The organism is Alicyclobacillus sp. SP_1, assembly GCF_024706985.1.
Classification (GTDB): Bacteria; Bacillota; Bacilli; order Alicyclobacillales; family Alicyclobacillaceae; genus Alicyclobacillus_I.
This window is the reverse complement of record NZ_JAMCCX010000061.1, coordinates 37,037-52,417: the sequence shown is the minus strand read 5'-3', so window position 1 is coordinate 52,417 and position 15,381 is coordinate 37,037. Positions and strand designations below refer to the sequence as shown.

16 protein-coding genes are annotated in these 15,381 nt (G+C 53.2%); 3 read left to right on the top strand and 13 right to left on the bottom strand.

All coding sequences use genetic code 11. From position 1 onward, the window contains the following. Nucleotides 1-109: 109 nt before the first annotated feature. Nucleotides 110-1,897, bottom strand: a complete 1,788-nt coding sequence (locus M4I36_RS13385) for a CalY family protein (RefSeq protein WP_258112253.1) — start codon at nt 1,895-1,897, stop codon at nt 110-112. A gap of 312 nt (nt 1,898-2,209) precedes the next feature. On the opposite strand from M4I36_RS13385, the gene M4I36_RS13380 reads away from it, so the two are divergent. Then, the gene (locus M4I36_RS13380) at nt 2,210-3,121 is read left to right on the top strand and encodes a gamma-glutamyl-gamma-aminobutyrate hydrolase family protein (protein WP_258112252.1); all 912 of its coding nucleotides are present in this window, start codon (nt 2,210-2,212) and stop codon (nt 3,119-3,121) included. Between the two features lie 199 nt (nt 3,122-3,320). On the opposite strand, the gene M4I36_RS13375 is transcribed toward M4I36_RS13380, so the two are convergent. The 7 genes from M4I36_RS13375 to M4I36_RS13345 form a co-directional block, all read right to left on the bottom strand. Then, entirely contained in the window at nt 3,321-3,464 is a 144-nt protein-coding gene (locus M4I36_RS13375; RefSeq protein WP_258112251.1) for a hypothetical protein, read from the bottom strand. A 223-nt stretch (nt 3,465-3,687) separates the two neighbouring features. Continuing rightward, a complete protein-coding gene (locus M4I36_RS13370; RefSeq protein WP_258112250.1) occupies nt 3,688-3,936 on the bottom strand; it encodes a hypothetical protein in 249 nt (82 codons plus the stop codon). A 42-nt stretch (nt 3,937-3,978) separates the two neighbouring features. Next, complete coding sequence (locus M4I36_RS13365) at nt 3,979-4,482, bottom strand: hypothetical protein (RefSeq protein WP_258112249.1); 504 nt, start codon at nt 4,480-4,482, stop codon at nt 3,979-3,981. Next, nucleotides 4,479-4,727: a hypothetical protein gene (locus M4I36_RS13360; protein WP_258112248.1), complete on the bottom strand. Its 249-nt coding sequence runs from the start codon at nt 4,725-4,727 to the stop codon at nt 4,479-4,481. The genes M4I36_RS13365 and M4I36_RS13360 overlap by 4 nt, the downstream gene beginning before the upstream one ends. Nucleotides 4,728-4,906: 179 nt before the next feature. Further along, nucleotides 4,907-6,103: a glucose-1-phosphate thymidylyltransferase gene (locus M4I36_RS13355; RefSeq protein ID WP_258112247.1), complete on the bottom strand. Its 1,197-nt coding sequence runs from the start codon at nt 6,101-6,103 to the stop codon at nt 4,907-4,909. Nucleotides 6,104-6,433: 330 nt separating this feature from the next. After that, entirely contained in the window at nt 6,434-7,012 is a 579-nt protein-coding gene (locus M4I36_RS13350) for a hypothetical protein (protein ID WP_258112246.1), read from the bottom strand. Nucleotides 7,013-7,115: 103 nt separating this feature from the next. Beyond that, nucleotides 7,116-9,185: a hypothetical protein gene (locus M4I36_RS13345; RefSeq protein ID WP_258112245.1), complete on the bottom strand. Its 2,070-nt coding sequence runs from the start codon at nt 9,183-9,185 to the stop codon at nt 7,116-7,118. Between the two features lie 281 nt (nt 9,186-9,466). Here M4I36_RS13345 and M4I36_RS13340 point away from each other — a divergent pair, with 281 nt between their 5' ends. Further along, nucleotides 9,467-9,649, top strand: a complete 183-nt coding sequence (locus tag M4I36_RS13340) for a hypothetical protein (RefSeq protein ID WP_258112244.1) — start codon at nt 9,467-9,469, stop codon at nt 9,647-9,649. Nucleotides 9,650-9,900: 251 nt separating this feature from the next. On the opposite strand, the gene M4I36_RS13335 is transcribed toward M4I36_RS13340, so the two are convergent. Continuing rightward, nucleotides 9,901-11,091 carry an MFS transporter gene (locus M4I36_RS13335; RefSeq protein WP_258112243.1) on the bottom strand — a complete coding sequence of 397 codons (1,191 nt, stop codon included), beginning with the start codon at nt 11,089-11,091 and terminating at the stop codon, nt 9,901-9,903. 211 nt (nt 11,092-11,302) lie between these two features. On the opposite strand from M4I36_RS13335, the gene M4I36_RS13330 reads away from it, so the two are divergent. Continuing rightward, nucleotides 11,303-11,458 (top strand): hypothetical protein, encoded by a 156-nt coding sequence (locus tag M4I36_RS13330; RefSeq protein ID WP_258112242.1) that lies wholly within the window; start codon nt 11,303-11,305, stop codon nt 11,456-11,458. A 96-nt stretch (nt 11,459-11,554) separates the two neighbouring features. Here M4I36_RS13330 and M4I36_RS13325 read toward each other — a convergent pair whose 3' ends face one another. The 4 genes from M4I36_RS13325 to M4I36_RS13310 all read right to left on the bottom strand — a co-directional run bounded on the left by M4I36_RS13325 (nt 11,555) and on the right by M4I36_RS13310 (nt 15,365). Beyond that, nucleotides 11,555-12,898 carry a glutamate-5-semialdehyde dehydrogenase gene (locus M4I36_RS13325; RefSeq protein ID WP_258112241.1) on the bottom strand — a complete coding sequence of 448 codons (1,344 nt, stop codon included), beginning with the start codon at nt 12,896-12,898 and terminating at the stop codon, nt 11,555-11,557. A 123-nt stretch (nt 12,899-13,021) separates the two neighbouring features. Next, a complete protein-coding gene (proB, locus tag M4I36_RS13320) occupies nt 13,022-14,179 on the bottom strand; it encodes a glutamate 5-kinase (protein WP_258112240.1) in 1,158 nt (385 codons plus the stop codon). Between the two features lie 101 nt (nt 14,180-14,280). Then, complete coding sequence (locus M4I36_RS13315; protein WP_308661283.1) at nt 14,281-14,757, bottom strand: flavin reductase family protein; 477 nt, start codon at nt 14,755-14,757, stop codon at nt 14,281-14,283. Between the two features lie 29 nt (nt 14,758-14,786). Next, complete coding sequence (locus M4I36_RS13310; RefSeq protein WP_258112238.1) at nt 14,787-15,365, bottom strand: thioredoxin family protein; 579 nt, start codon at nt 15,363-15,365, stop codon at nt 14,787-14,789. Between the last annotated feature and the right edge of the window lie 16 nt (nt 15,366-15,381).

Below are 15,381 nucleotides of genomic sequence, written 5' to 3'. Positions count from 1 at the left end.
GCAAGTGCCAAGATAACTGGCACTTGCTCCTTTTTCGTGCAGCTCTCCTTCTTTTCGAGAGGCAACGTTGACACTCTAAACGATGCCAATCAAGCGCAGAACACTAGGCCTAGTTCTGGCCGCCCGGCAAGTAGTTATCAAGATCGGAAAGCGGCAGATACGTTACATTCCCCGTGAAAATATGGTATTGAGTAGACTGAGGATTTTCTATCCCTAGGTGATACGGGCTTCCCGGCTGGATGAAGAATTCTCCAGAGCCATACAATGGCGACGTATCTTTCACCGAGGTGGACGGAGTAAACTCCACCACGGTATTGGTCCATTTTTCGACGTTTACGCCAATGTAATTTGGCAAATCATTCCGGTCGTAGTCAATTTTACCGTTATTTGAATCCCCCATCATCCAACCGTAACCCGATTCGTTCCAGTAAGACGGCAAATCTTGAAACCCAAGATGATATCCGTCACCGCTGTAGAGAGCGTGGGTCCCAAACCCACTACCGAGGACGAGGATGGTCGGATCATTCTCGTTGTTAAAGAAGTATACTCCCGACACGGTAGGCTGGTTCACATGCGCTATGGCACCGGCAAGCGTACCCGTCGCGCCATCTCCGGAAGCGGTAAAGGTCACATTCCCCGACGTATCGGGTGCCGTCCACAGGAACTGAAAATCCCCATTGGGATTGGACGTCACTTGAGACGAAGTCGGACTTCCTACCGACGCATCGATATGAATCTGCTGACCACCGACTCCCTGGCCTGCATCGGTCAAAATTCCCTGAATTTCATACGATTTCCCCTGCTGATACCCACCTTGCGGAACGGCACTAGTGAACGTCAACTTCGGCGTGGTAGCCGGAGGCGGCGTTGGAGTTGGTAAATTGTTGTTCGGACTGTTGATATCCACGGGACTTTCGTGACCACCGTGATTGTTTTCATACTGTGCGGCATCAAAGGAAACTTGCAGTTTCCCCCACGCATCTTGGTAATCATTGCTGGCCTTGAGTGGCAGCTGTCCGCTGTAGGTCACCACCAAGTACTGGCCGGGTGCAAGGACAATACCTTTGATTTTTGAGTTTCCGTTCACGTCAATACCGGGCGTATTCGTTCCAGCATTCCACAATGTCGAAGTGCCTGGCGCATAGGCCCCGAGCGTCCCTCCGCTCCACGTTGTGGTCGATTTACCACTCGGATGACCAGAAGCTCCATACGTCGCATCTTGGTAATAACTAAACGTAACCGCAGGCGTATTCGGTACGACATGCGTTGGCGCAACCCCGCCCGTAATGGTCAGCTCGCCGTTCGCATCCTCCGTTACAACGGGCTGCGACTGGCTTGAGTAGATGGCATAGTTTACGTTGTAAAAGGCTGGGTGATTGTCTGTTTCATACTTCACATTGTTTCCTGTCGCTGCATAGTCGTAAGACAGCCACCCGTCTCCGTCATGAGCTTTTGAGGCGGTCATCAGGTCAGGATGCCAGTAGCCGCTATAAGTACTGGTCGCAGTCGAAGCGACTGGAGAAAGCTTCTCCAAAGCCGCACTGGACGACCCATGCGCCTGCTGAAAGGTCCCGTTATTCAATCCATCGTTCAAGAAAATTGGGCCCTTCGCCATGGTATCGACGTCAATAATTTCATTGACCGTTCCGGTGTTGCGAATAACGGCCGATCCGGTGGCGTAATCCCCTGGTACCATGTTGTAATACTCAATGGGATGATTGTCCGAAAAAGTCGCAAACCCTGGGTGATTTATCGCAATATCGACCACACCCGACGCAAACGACTGCGTCTTTGACGCTGCGTGCGCTGTGAACAGCGCAAAGCTCCCTGCGCCCATCATGGCAATGCCAGCCATCGCTGTCATTCCTGCCATACCTAACTTTGACGTTACCTTCACCTTTACCCCTCCATGAGTCTTGAGATTTTGAATTCGCTTCGAGAACAAGTCCGCAGAGCAGCGCTCCCAATGGAGCGAACTATCGTCTGCACTTCACGGAAGATCTCGATTTCTATATCTCGTCTACTACTCAGCTCTTTGTTCTTATAATAGAACAAATATAAAAGAATGGTCAATAGTGTACTTTTTAATGAACAGATCCTTGCATGCATTCTCCGAACTGCCCAGACAGTAGCAATACGCCTGCGCCTTGCCACAACTCTTCCCTAGGCCGCAAGGTCGACAGCCAGGTGCTGAAAGGGCAAGCAGTCTTTGCTTCTGCTCGCAGTTCGCGTTATTGTGGAAGACGTCGAGCCGTATTCCGCATGGCTCTCACCTCTGTCGCGCACCTTTGCAAAGAAGGCAGAGTGCGTGCGAGGACAGCGGGATCGACCCAACAACGGAAGACCTACATTCGCGCTCGCGAAGGAGATGGATACATTGAAACCACTCATCGCTATCACTGGAACTCGCAGGCTTCTAGACATGAAATTGCCGGGACCACAACTTTTGACCGTCTCGCTGACGGACGACTACGCCCATGGTGTGGAGCATGCTGGCGGGCTCCCGTTGGTCATACCTTTTCTCGAGGATGCAGCCACCGTGCACGCGATTGCGGAGCGGGTCGATGGACTGTTATTGAGCGGTGGGGAAGATGTCGATCCCGCTTTGTACAACGACCAACCTCGTCTCGGCCTGGGGAATGTCATGCCGCATCGTGACTGGCTGGAGCTAGAACTGATTCGAGCCATGCGCGCGCAAAACAAACCCATACTCGGCATTTGTCGTGGCATGCAGGTGTTGAATGCAGCGCTCGGCGGTACCTTGTATCAAGACCTGCCAAGGGAATGGCGCGGTAAAATTCAACACTCTCAGCAGGCACCAAGAGCACACGCTTCGCACAGCGTTCGAGTTGAGCCGGGGAGTCGAATGGCGAGCTTGCTGGGGGCAACGGAAGTGCGAACAAACTCTTTCCACCATCAGGCGGTCAAAGTCCTCGCCGACGGCCTGGTGCCTGTGGCATGGGATGAAGAGGGCTTAATCGAGGGGGCGGAGATGCCGGGAGACGACGAATTTGTTGTCGCCATCCAATGTCATCCGGAGAACTTGTGGAGAACCCAGCCGGAGTTCGTTGGCCTGTTTCGTGGTCTCGTCGAGGCCAGCACCAAGCGAGTCTTGGCCTAGGTCACCTGGCAAAACTGGAGCGAAGAGGTAAGAGTAAGCCTGTCGAAGCGAGTAGCCCGAGGAGGCTCTCGCTTCGCAGTCTTTTAGCTGCATGCCATTCGAGCATGATATGGTCGCCATTGCAAATTACGAATAAGGAAGGCACCGAGGAAGGCCATGACGCTTCCTTTGTAGCCCTTGCCACTTTGTTCTGTGGCCGTTAGATGTTTGCGTCTGCGGCAGGCTTGAAGTCTTGGTCATTGATGACTCCATCAAAATATTCCAGTCCATCCGCAAGCCAACTGCCCGTAATGTCCACGTTGAATACGCCGTAGTTTCCGGCATTCGCTGCATTGTACTTCATATTCGCATCCCATCCGCTGGAATTGAATTGCCCGACGACTACTCCGAGTGAATTCTGCTGCGGCGTACTCGCATTGATTGCTCCAATCATCGCAAATACAGGAATTGGAATCCCTCCTCACTGTGAATGGCCTATTGTATTCGCTGAAGGATTGTTCTGGTGTGCCGGATACGCCCGAGTGGGGTGACCGATTGCACCACGGGCCGCTTCTCATCGCTTCGTCCTATACGTTGACACCCATCATCGGCTTAAAATCTTGATCATTGATCCACGAGTCAAAAATCTCCATATTGTCCCACACATAGGATTGTTGATAAAGTACGGTGTTGAAAAAGCCGTATAACGCTCCATGCCCCAGATTTTGTTTTTCGTTCGCGTCCCACCCCCCGCAGTTGATTTCGCCGATAAAAACTCCGCAATTTTGTTGAGGGCTATTGACATTGACGGCACCAATACAAATGACTGTTGGCACGAAATTCCCCCATTCCACTGAAACCCCATCGCAAACGCGGCTTTAGGAGCGGCGCATCGACAGTTTCACGTCCCCATCTTGAATGGGCGTGTCTATGAAATCGGGATCGTACACGTAATTAAAATTCTTCATCTCAATATTCTGATGACCATCCGTGCTTCCCTGGGCACTGTTCTCTTTCGAGTGACCGTCTATTCCCGTAATCGCAACGTCTCCCACAAACACCCCGGAATTTTGAGAAATGGTCGCCACGTTAATGCTGTCAAATGCCACCTGAGAAATCTTTGGCGCAGGTGTTTGGTAAACCTCTTGGTATATTTTCACGTCTCTGTCGTCAATCGGCGTGTCAATCCAGTCGCCATCGTAGACGATGCTGACATTCCCGTGAACCAAGTTTTTGGACTCAATCGAACCAAAGCCGCTGTTGGATTTGGAGTGACTGCTCACTCCCATCACCACGTTTTTTTCGGAAATGTAGACCCCTGAGTTGTCAGAGATGGATCCAACATAGACATAAATCGGCCTCTTCAAAATGGTGTCGCTCATAGATTCTTGCCCCAAACCGGTTTGAAGTCGCTGTCCGCAATGGCGCTGTCTACAAATTCTTGCCCGTCCATCGTCACATTGACGGTCGCGGCTTCAAAGTTAGAGAATCCGTGAATGGCAGCATGGCCGTAGTTCGACTTACTATTCGCATCCCATCCAGGAATGGTCACCTCTCCAACAAAGGCACCCGCGTTTTGGGACGGTGCGTTGATGTTGATGGTGCGAAATGTGATGAAGCACGGCACGGAATCATCCATCCTTTCCGACCAGACATCGGCAGGGCCACTCCCACTGCGACACGAGCGACCACCCGCAGAGTGGCGAGAGACCCCTCCTCCGAAGAAATGATGGTCTCGCCAGAAGGTATGTTTCCACCGTCTTGTCTTAGTCCTCGACCGTCTAAGCGCCCGTGAACCAACTTCTATCAAAGTTCACAGCGACTATCGTCTCCCACGATGAGACGCATTCCTTTGGGTCTTGCGGATGCCGCCGTTATCTTGGCCCGCTTGCCAATCAGACAACCGTCCAAACGGCTGATGTCTTCCACAATGCTCCCCGCGAGTACAATGCTATTTTCAATTTCAGTGCGCCGCACCGTGACACCACCCTGAATGGACGTATAGGGTCCAACGTAGGCGTCCTCAATCCGCGCACCTTCTCCAATGACCACGGGGCCACGGATGACGCTTCGGATAAGTTGTGCCGTAGGGTGCACGAACGCTCTGCCAAAGACACGGGATGACGCCAAGGAAGGTCTGCGCTCGGCATCTCGCATCGGTTGCGATGGGGACTTCGGCGAGATGCCTCCCGCACCTATGGCCAGATTCTCTGCATGCCCTCTATCCGGCATTGCACCGGACCTTCCGCTGACCATGCCGTCCAAAACGAGCCGATTCGCATCCAGAACGTCCTCCGGCTTTCCCGTGTCTTTCCACCAGCCGGAAACTTCACGCCACGCAACGTCGTGACCATGGTCTAACAACCATTGAATGGCATCGGTTATTTCTAACTCTCCGCGAAGCGAAGGTTGAATTGCGCGTACCGCCGCAAAGATGGCTGGTCGAAACAAGTACGCTCCGACCAATGCAAAATGACTACGGGGTTGCGCTGGTTTTTCAACAAGACGAGCCACACGCCCGTTCTCCAGTTCGGCCACACCAAAGTACTGAGGCTCCTCGACGCGACTCAGTAAAATGGAGGCCGACAGTGGTCGCGAATGCCCAGCCTTCATGACCCCTGCAGCATCGACTTGTGTGCTAAAATCTCGAACGAATTCTCCAACTCCGTCTCGCAGTAAATTGTCCCCAAGAAACATCAAAAAATCGTCTTTCCCCAAATACTCCTCAGCCATTTGAACCGCGTGTGCCAGACCCAAGGGCTGCTCCTGACGAAGATAGGTGACGCGAATGCCGAAGTCGACTCCGTCCCCAACAGCAGTCATCACTTCATCCGCGGTATCACCGACGACCACCACAACGTCGACTATCCCTGCCTCAGCGATAGATTCCAGAGCATAAAACAAAATTGGCTTATTGCCTACCGGAATGAGCTGCTTTGCTGACGTATGAGTGAGTGGCCTCAAACGGGACCCCGTTCCGCCAGCCAAAACCAACGCTTTCATTGCCCAACCTCCCAGCTTCCCATGGTCCCTTCGTCACAGAATTGACCGACGCTGAGCCAAAGTGCATAGACTGGACATCGGTGCTGCCATCGCAGAGTCCAGTCCATCGACCATCAGCAGGCCTTACACGTCAACAAATGCAACACCGTCCACACTGGTCACGGTCATTTTTGCCCTACAAAAAACAGGGTGTGGATTCGCTTAGCAAATCCACACCCTGCATCTGATGAGGTATTGTGCGAGAGCCTGTCGCACTGCTTCCCTCTCCCGCCAACTCGTGACATATTTCGATTCTAAGGTTGAACTCCGTGGCAGCAACCGTCTATCTGATTACTGCAAGGGTTGATTTTGCGAAAATCCTTGTCCTTGATTTGAATTCGAAGACGTGGATTGGCCTTGACCTTGACCGGAATTGGACGGCATCTGTTGAAGCTGTTGCTGAGACTGGTTTATCAGTTGATTCATCTGTCCGAGCACCTGATTGGTTTGCAACAGCTGCTGAGCCTGATTCAATTGTTGCATGGCCTGTTGGATAGACTGTTGGAGTTTTTGCTGCGACTGCTGTTGCTGCTGCGCCGCCTGTTGCTGAAATTGTTGCATCTGCTGCATCAACTGCTGCTGACCCTGATTTTGTTGGGATGAAGCACTGGACTGCGCGTTGGCACCACCGTGCCCCGCAGAGTTAGAGCCGGAACCCACCTGGTTGGTAAGTCCACCACTACCCGTCGTACCAGTGCCCGTGGTCGACACGGATGACCCGCTCGATGCACCCTGTGACGGAGTGTTCAATTGTCCGAGTGTCTGTTGCATCTGTGTCAACTGGCTCTGTAGAGAGTGAATTTCTTCGCCAAGCTCCATCCTCAATGCAGATTGGATGCCTCGTAGTTCTTTGCGCAACTCCTGATCCAACGTCATTTCCCCTTCACATGAAATTGTGGGACAGGCGTATTATTGCGGAGAGACCTCCGTTTTATGATGACGTTCAAAATTTGGACAAAACACCTTCTTCGCTCTAGCATTGCAAGACCTGGGCCAGAGCAGACAGGGCATGGTCGAGCCTGCGATAGTAAGTCGCTCGCCCCACATTCAAGCTGTGGGTGATGGATACAATATTAGGCCTCCCATGTAGGTACGTTTTTTCTAAAACCCATTGAAACTCTTCCGTCAGTGGCGGTCGCGGCGGACTCTCCAGCAGCGCTTCTCGCAACTCAGTTTGCAATTGTCGGCCAGACCGCCCCAACTTTTTCGCTATCTCAGACTCATCTAACTTTTGGATGCTGTGAATGTTTTTTAGACATTTTCGAACGGCCTCTTTGGATAAGACCAAAGCTGACTTTCGAGACGAAACACCGTCTGCCGATGAATTTAAGAGCAATGGAATGAGCCACTTTGCCATCGATTCTTTGCGAAAATCCAAAGCATAGACGCGGACCAACGAGGAGTTGCCTGCCCTCGAGGGCAATCGGTGATACCCCAGTTGAGAGTAGAACACGTCGACTTGAGGAGAAGTATTCAACAGGAGGCAACGCTGCCCCTGTGCAAGTTCTGACCAGCCAGTGACTTTCAGGGCAAGAAGAAGATCGAAAAAAGTATATTCTTCAGTCTCTGCCTCCGGCGCAACGCAGCTGAGAAGACTGAGCGTGGTGTCTGACTCTCCATGTGGCGTCTGTTGATAGACTTCCCATTCATCTGCGAGCCTGTCCTGCAACTCTTCTGTAATCAGAGATGGTAGATGTGCCAGGCTCATCGCGTCCATGGGGAGCAGCGTGGCAAAGGCAATAGGACGCCCATCACTGCGATGAATAACCCGCAAACTCTCCGGAAAAATATACAGGATATCGTCGAGGAGAGCATGAACATCTATCAGACGACTGTCCACGATACCTGCAGAAATACCGCTATCGAGAAGGTGATGTAATGACAGAACATCACTCTCTCGGACCGGTTCACAACGCGGCAAACTCCGCGCCGAGAGTTTCATAGGAAACGCCGTCTCCGGAAACTCTAGAACGGGAGCTACAAAGGTACAAAGCGTGACGAGATTGTGCGATAAATCGTAGGCGACACTGTCCGTTGAGTTTTCAAGTTTTGCTCCCAAAATGTGCACGGTCCGTTCAAACATCGCGGCGAACTGTTGCGGATTTCGAAGCTTCAAATCGCTCAGCAAGTACGTCCGCGCGACATCATGAAGCACAAGACCTTTGTCGGTGAGACGAATAAAAGAGAGCCTACTGAGTTCGCGAAAGTTTTTCGCCGAAACGCTCTCTCCAAGGACTTCTTCAAGAACATCTTGTGTCCCGGTCCTGAGAAACGCCAAACACTCGACCCATCGATTTAAGTGAGGCGCTATTCCCCGCAATAAATCTGCCGACACTTGAAGCGGTATAGAGTCCGCCTCCGATTCTCGGAGCGGGTAATAGAGCGCAGATTGCACGGCCAAGGCGAGCGCCAGCGGATAACCGGATGTCTCGCGGCTGAGGCGGTCTTGAACCAGGCGATTTTCAATGCCGGCAGCTTGAATAAAGGTCACTGCCTGCCTCCAGGAGAAGTTTCCTAATATCAACTTGCGCGTTCTGTGCAGCAATCCTCGGTCTATCTTCCAACCTATGGACAACTCTGTTCGGGAGGCCAACACCATCAACACATCGTCACTGGGCAGATTTGCAATCAGTTCACGACGAAGAAACGACTCTAGAAAGAGCATCTCATCGAAGTGGTCAAAGAGGAGGATGGTTTTTTGTCCCTTCAGAACCTCGACAAAAATCTGTATCTTTTCCTGCACACTTAAAAATAAAGACGGAAATTTCACTCCTAATAATTCGCAGAGATAATTCATTAGTTCATTGGCACCTGACAAGCCGGTATACCCGTCAAGACAAGCTACCGAAACACCATAATCACGCGCCTTTTTCTCAATTTGATGCAAGAAAGATGTTTTCCCAATCCCACCTATCCCTTGAACGGACCAGACCAACGTCGGTGACGGAGATTCGTTCGCCAGCCATGCCTCAAAATCGCGCAATTCCTCCGTCCGCTCCACGACATATGCACAGGCACTATCAAAAACTCTCTGAAAACTCATATTTTATTACCGCCACCCGACAAAGAGTCAACACACACCCTGAGAACGTCACCAATTCTGCGAATTAGTATCCACTCATCACGAGTTCTGTCCAAAATTCCGCGATTCTCCTCCACAATCTGTCCCAACAGAGAAAATCGACTGCGCATACATTATATCAGTGATTCCGCGAGAGACGCCATCAGATACGCGAAGTCACACAAGTGGATGAACGAGGCGAAAAACGTAGAAGCATTCGGCCGCGTGCACAACTTGTTCCTGAATGAAGGAGGTGAGACATCATGTGTTGCCCAACCATTCTCTACACGATTGGCGTTGGAACACCGGTTCACGTCTACTTTGACTCCCAAAAAGACGTGGCTGCAACGTTCCTCGGACTCAACAACGGCACCGCAGTATTTCTGATTGCTGGTGCAGTCACCTATGTCCCGTGCAACAAATTGCAGGCTGTGACTCTGGGTTAAGCGAGGCCGTGACAACCACCAGAGACATGCAGTGCCAAAAGCATCTTGCGGTGCTTAAGCAGAACAAGAGCTCAAAGTGTGAGTGTCCAATGCTTCCACGACTCATGAATTCCGTGAAAGACCTTCGTACAGCCACCTACTCAGCCAAAAGAGCCAAGAGGGCATACTTGCCTCTCTTGGCTCTTTTTCCACTGCATAAAAGCCAGTTGTCACCTCGTAACACCATGACTTTTCATGATAGGGAACTCTTGTCACGAAGCCTCCATCATCGACTTCGGCATCACGATGGCAATAACCGTTGCCACCGCCCCGAGCACGGCAATGACATCAAGAGTCGAGGTTAGGCCAAAATGAGAGACCAACGGGGTGACAGCAAGCATCAAAAGTGCACCGATGCCGTTCGCCAAGCCGAGGGCAATCCCGGACCCGAGCGCCCGATTTTCAGGAAACATGTCTTGACCGATAAGCAGAGTGATGGGTAAGGAAGAGAACAAAATAATACCCACAAGTCCAGCCACGACCCACAGCCAAAATCCACTGGCCATCGTCATGACAGGGATGAGAAGCGCCGTCACAATACTGGACAATATCAGGGGCATTTTACGCCCGAATCGGTCCGCCACGTGACCTCCTGCCATATTTCCGACAATACCGACAACCAATGTGGTTGTAATGATGGAAGCCCCCGCAAGCAAGCTGCCCCCGCGCTCATGCCACAACAGAGGGATGAACGTGACCACTCCGTACATCATGACGGAGCGCAGACTGGTGAAACTGATGAGATACGCCATACCGCGTGCATGACTTCTCCAGTGAATCTTTGGCCGGTCTGCGGTTTTCGGGGGTAAACTGGGTGATTTGCGAAATAAGAATGGCACGCTGATCAGAGCCGGAACGGCTGTCAGCCACAGGTTGTGCAGTCCAATGGAGACAACAATCCAGCTTGTTAAAAAAGGAAATAGTCCACGGCCAAGCTCTCCACCGACTAGAAAGAAAGACATTCCCGTCCCCTGACGGCCAGCTTTTGATGCGTTACGGGCAAGGGTCAAAGCCTGCGGATGAAACATCGAGTTGCCGACACCAATCATCAGCAGGAAGAGAATGAGCAACCACAGCGAGTGAGTAAACGCCAAGAGTCCGCCACCCACCGCGCTACCCAGGAGCCCGAGGATAAAAATAGACTTTCCACCAAAGCGGTCCGACATAATACCGGTGAACGGCTGCAGGGTCTGACCAATGAGAAGTGCCGTCATCAAGACGCCCGCCCAAGCCACGGGTTCATGAAGGCTGATTAATATCGCTGGAAGAACGCCCGGCAAGTAATTGGCCGACCCGTCATTAAGAAAGTGCGCCCAACTCAACAGTACCAGACCCGAGGAGCCCTGTTGATTTCTGGACTTCTCAGTCGCCATTGGTGTATCGACTGCGATATCGTTTGGCATGGTGACTGCCCTCCTCGAATTTCTATTCTGTCGCCATTTCGCACCGTGAAGCGAAAAGCTTACTGTACTTTACAGTGTGCTTGACAATCTGTCAATAAGAATTTCACACGTGTCCTTCATGCGTGAACCGGACCCATCGCATCATAGGTATGCCCCCAGAGGAGAAGTGACATTCTACGTATCATTCGGACGCGAAGGGGAGTGAGCGGACATGGGCAACAGCAAAACCTTTAATTATCCCAAGACGAATTCCACGCAAACGAGTTCCCAGGCTGGGCACAGTTCACGCGTTGCCAAGCGAAAGCCACAGCCATACGCCAAGCAGAATGTCCAACAAGAGGGCGTGGATGAATCTCCACGTCCATAACACCCAATCATCTTCCCTCTGCGTGGGCGGACTGATTTCGCCCGCCAGCGGGACTACTTGGTTTGCAACTCGAAGATCTCGTCTTCCGTGAGCCAGTCACACTCTCACTTGGCCGGTTCCGCGCACGCGATACTGATAACTGGTCAGTTGCTCCATGCCCATTGGCCCACGGGCATGCAATTTTTGCGTAGATATACCAATTTCCGCACCAAAACCGAACTCAAAACCATCCGTGAATCGAGTCGATGCATTGTGATAGACGACGGCGGCATCCACATGCGACAAAAAGTACTCCGCCGTCTTCTCGTTCTCCGTGACAATCGCCTCCGAATGCTGAGTCCCGTAACGCTCAATGTGACTTAGCGCGGCCCGCACGTCGTCGACCACCTTGACCGCTAAGGTGAGACCAAGAAACTCGGTTTCATAGTCACTTTCCGTGGCAGCACAAATCCGCGGTTGACGGACAGCCTCCATGGGCCCATCCGCTGCGGCGCACCCGGACCCCTCATCGCTCGCGGCAATGGCCAGGGTCTGCTCGCAGCCACGCACCTCCACGCCTGTCGCCGCTAATCCCCGCAGTGCCATCGGCAACCACTTTTGCGCGATGGCCGCATCCACCAACAACGTCTCTGCCGCATTGCACACCGAAGGACGCGAGGTCTTCGCATTCAGCAGAATCGACAGCGCCATGTCTGGGTTTGCATCGCGATCGACATAAATGTGGCAGTTCCCTACGCCCGTTTCGATGACCGGAACCGTCGCTGTGTCCACCACATGGCGGATGAGTCCCGCACCACCTCGCGGAATGGCAAGCTGCACCAAGCCGCGGGCACGAAGAAGAACGTCGACACTATGCCTTTCTACACTCTCCACAAGTTGCACGACATCCTCGCTCACCGGACTGCGACGAAGTCCGGCATGAAGCGCCGCCACAATCGCCCGATTGGAACCGAGCGCTTCACTGCCTCCCCGCAGCACAACCGCATTCCCCGTCTTGATGGCCAGTCCGCTTGCATCGACCGTCACGTTCGGCCGGGATTCATAAATGATTGCCAGCACGCCGATAGGCACTCGACATCTCTCCAGTCGAAGCCCATTTTGCAGCGTGCGTTGCTCCAGTATGTCTCCGATTGGGCAGGGCAACTGAGACACTTGGTGAAGCCCCTCCACCATCGCCTCCACGCGGCCTTCACTGAGTTGTAGTCGATCCGCCCGCTCAGGCGAACTGCCCCCACGAAGGGCAGCCTCCACATCGCGTTCGTTCGCAGCCAGAATCGCCCTGCGCTCGTCCCAGAGCGCATCCGCCATCCAGCGGAGCGCTTCATCCTTGTCTTCTGCGGACTGTGCGGCGAGTTTCGCTGCCGCTTGCCTCGCCAGGCGCGCCTTGCCTAACACATACGCTTCCAGGCCGTCTTTCAGGTCCTCCCTGTGCGCCATCATCGTCCGCCTCTCTCTGGTGATTCAATTGAATATTTCGTTAAATTTGATAGAACTCGGTTGTAGGTTGAAGTCTTTAGGTAGTCTGTAGGTTGAAGAGCCGTCGCCGAAACACCCCGCAATCCTTCAACGGTACAGCGACAAATCATTGCGATGCACCACTTCCTCGAGCCCTCTCAGCCAGTCCACAGCCGTCCCGGTCATTGGATTCGCCACGTCACTTTTTACGCCATCCCGGTTTGGATCCCGCCACTCTCGGCGCCGGTCGAGCAGCAGAGACAGGTCACGGCTCGAAAAATTCGTAATTCCTCGACCCAGCAGGCGCCCCTCAGCTTCGCACAAATCCACCGTGTCCCCCTCGGCAAAGTCACCCTCGACCGCCGTGACACCCGGTAGCAGCAAACTGCTGCGGTGGCCGATGGCTTGTGAGGCACCGGGATCGACAAAGATTTTTCCCGTAGCCTTCGCCCCAAAGGCGAGCCACGACTTCTTCGCAGCAAGCGATTTGGGAGCTGCATGAAACAGCGTGCCGACGGACTCACCACCAAGTGCGCGGCAGAGGACATCGTCCGTATGACTTGCGGCAATGAACACGTTCGCCCCCGCCTGAGTTGCGATTTTCGCGGCCGCCAGCTTAGTGCGCATCCCACCCGTGCCAACGGACGAAGTAGGTTGACCAGCCATGCGCTCCATCTCTTCAGTAATCTCCCATACCTCTGAGATGCGCTTTGCACCTGTGTCTCGTTGCGGATTGGCCGTATAGAGACCATCGATGTCGGTCAACAGAAGCAGCCAGTCCGCTCCGACCGTCAACGCCACCAGACTGGCGAGGGCGTCATTGTCGCCAAAGCGAATTTCATCGACCGCGACCGTGTCGTTCTCATTCACAATCGGCAAAATACCGTGGTGCAGCAAAGTCGACATCGTGTTTCGAATGTTGAGAAATCGCTTGCGGTCTTCAATGTCCGTGCGCGTCAGAAGAATCTGTCCAACAAGAATGCCGTGTTTCGCAAACAGGCGCTCATACGCGCTCATCAACAGTCCTTGACCGACTGCAGAGGCAGCCTGTTTTTCCGGCAGCGTATAACGCCCGCGCATCCAACCGAGCTTCCCAATGCCTGCGGCAATCGCGCCTGAGGACACCAGCACCAACTGGCGCACCCCACTCGCGTGCAGATGCGCCATCTGGTCCACCAAGTTTTCCATCTTGGCATTCGAAATTTTGCCCGTGGCGTCGGTTAAGCTGCTCGATCCGATTTTGACAACCACCCGCTCTGCACCCATCTGCTTGCGCCTTCCATCCTCTCTCATCCATCACCAGCTGCCAGCTGCGGCCACCCATCAGTCCGGCCAGTCTCGCATCATGAGCCCACAGCTATGCGCATTCAACCGCCGTAAAACAGCCCCGTCTCAGCAAGCGTCAGCGGCTGACCTTCTCGATGCACACCCGCATCGATGACTTCGCCAAGGATAAGAGCGTGATCGCCCCGGTCTATGACGTCCGTCACTTGACACTCAAACCAGGACAGCGCGTCCCGCAAAATGGGGCTACCCGTGGTGGATGTGTAGAATTCCACATCGCCAAACTTGTTCCCCACACGCGAGACGGGCTTGAAGAACGCGAAAGCCAAGTCTTTCTGGCCAGACTCGAGGACATTCACGGAAAAGACCTTGCTGTCCCGAATGCCTTCAAAGGAAGTCGTATCTTTTTTCACTCCAATGGCCACGAGGGGTGGCGTGAACGACGCCTGCGTCACCCAGTTGCCGGTAAACGCATTGACATCGTCTCCCACCTTCGTTCCAATCACGTAGAGCCCGTATGTAATCCCCCGCAAGGCAGTTTTCTTTGCTTGTGCATCCATCGCCATGCTTCAACACTCCTTCTCCAGTTTTAAACGGTCAACAAAGCTGCCATGGTCTCGCGAAGTTCTTCCACAATCCATCGCTGATACTCCGTTCCATCCCCGTAGCGCCGCATGATTTCGGCGCGCGTCGCCTTCATCGCCTCGTCATATTCGGCACTGCCTCGCTCCAGTCCGCGCTGCTTGAATTCGACCATCGGCTCTTGCACGTAGGCTGACCGTGGTCCCCACTGCGCACGCACATCGCCCGCAGAGTCGATGAGAAGTACGACAGGTATGGAGCGGCCACCCATGACTAAAAATTGGTCGATCACGTTGAAATGTTCTTCCATGGGCAACATTCGTGTCTCTATGCCCGCAGTCTTCATCACATTCAGCACGACCGGTACGTTACGAACCACATCTCCGCACCAGTCTGCAGCGATAATCAGACAGCGAAGTGGCTCTGCCTGGCCTGCGAAGGAGCGAAAAAACGATTCGTCCGCAGCATTTTTCCATGCAAAGCGCTCGCCCCACTCTTCGAATTTTTCGCGATTTTTGGTCATAGAGGCGACAAAAGCTTGCGGTGTGATTCCGTCAGCAAAGGCTGACTGTACATTTTTGGCCACGTGCGCGCACCTCCTT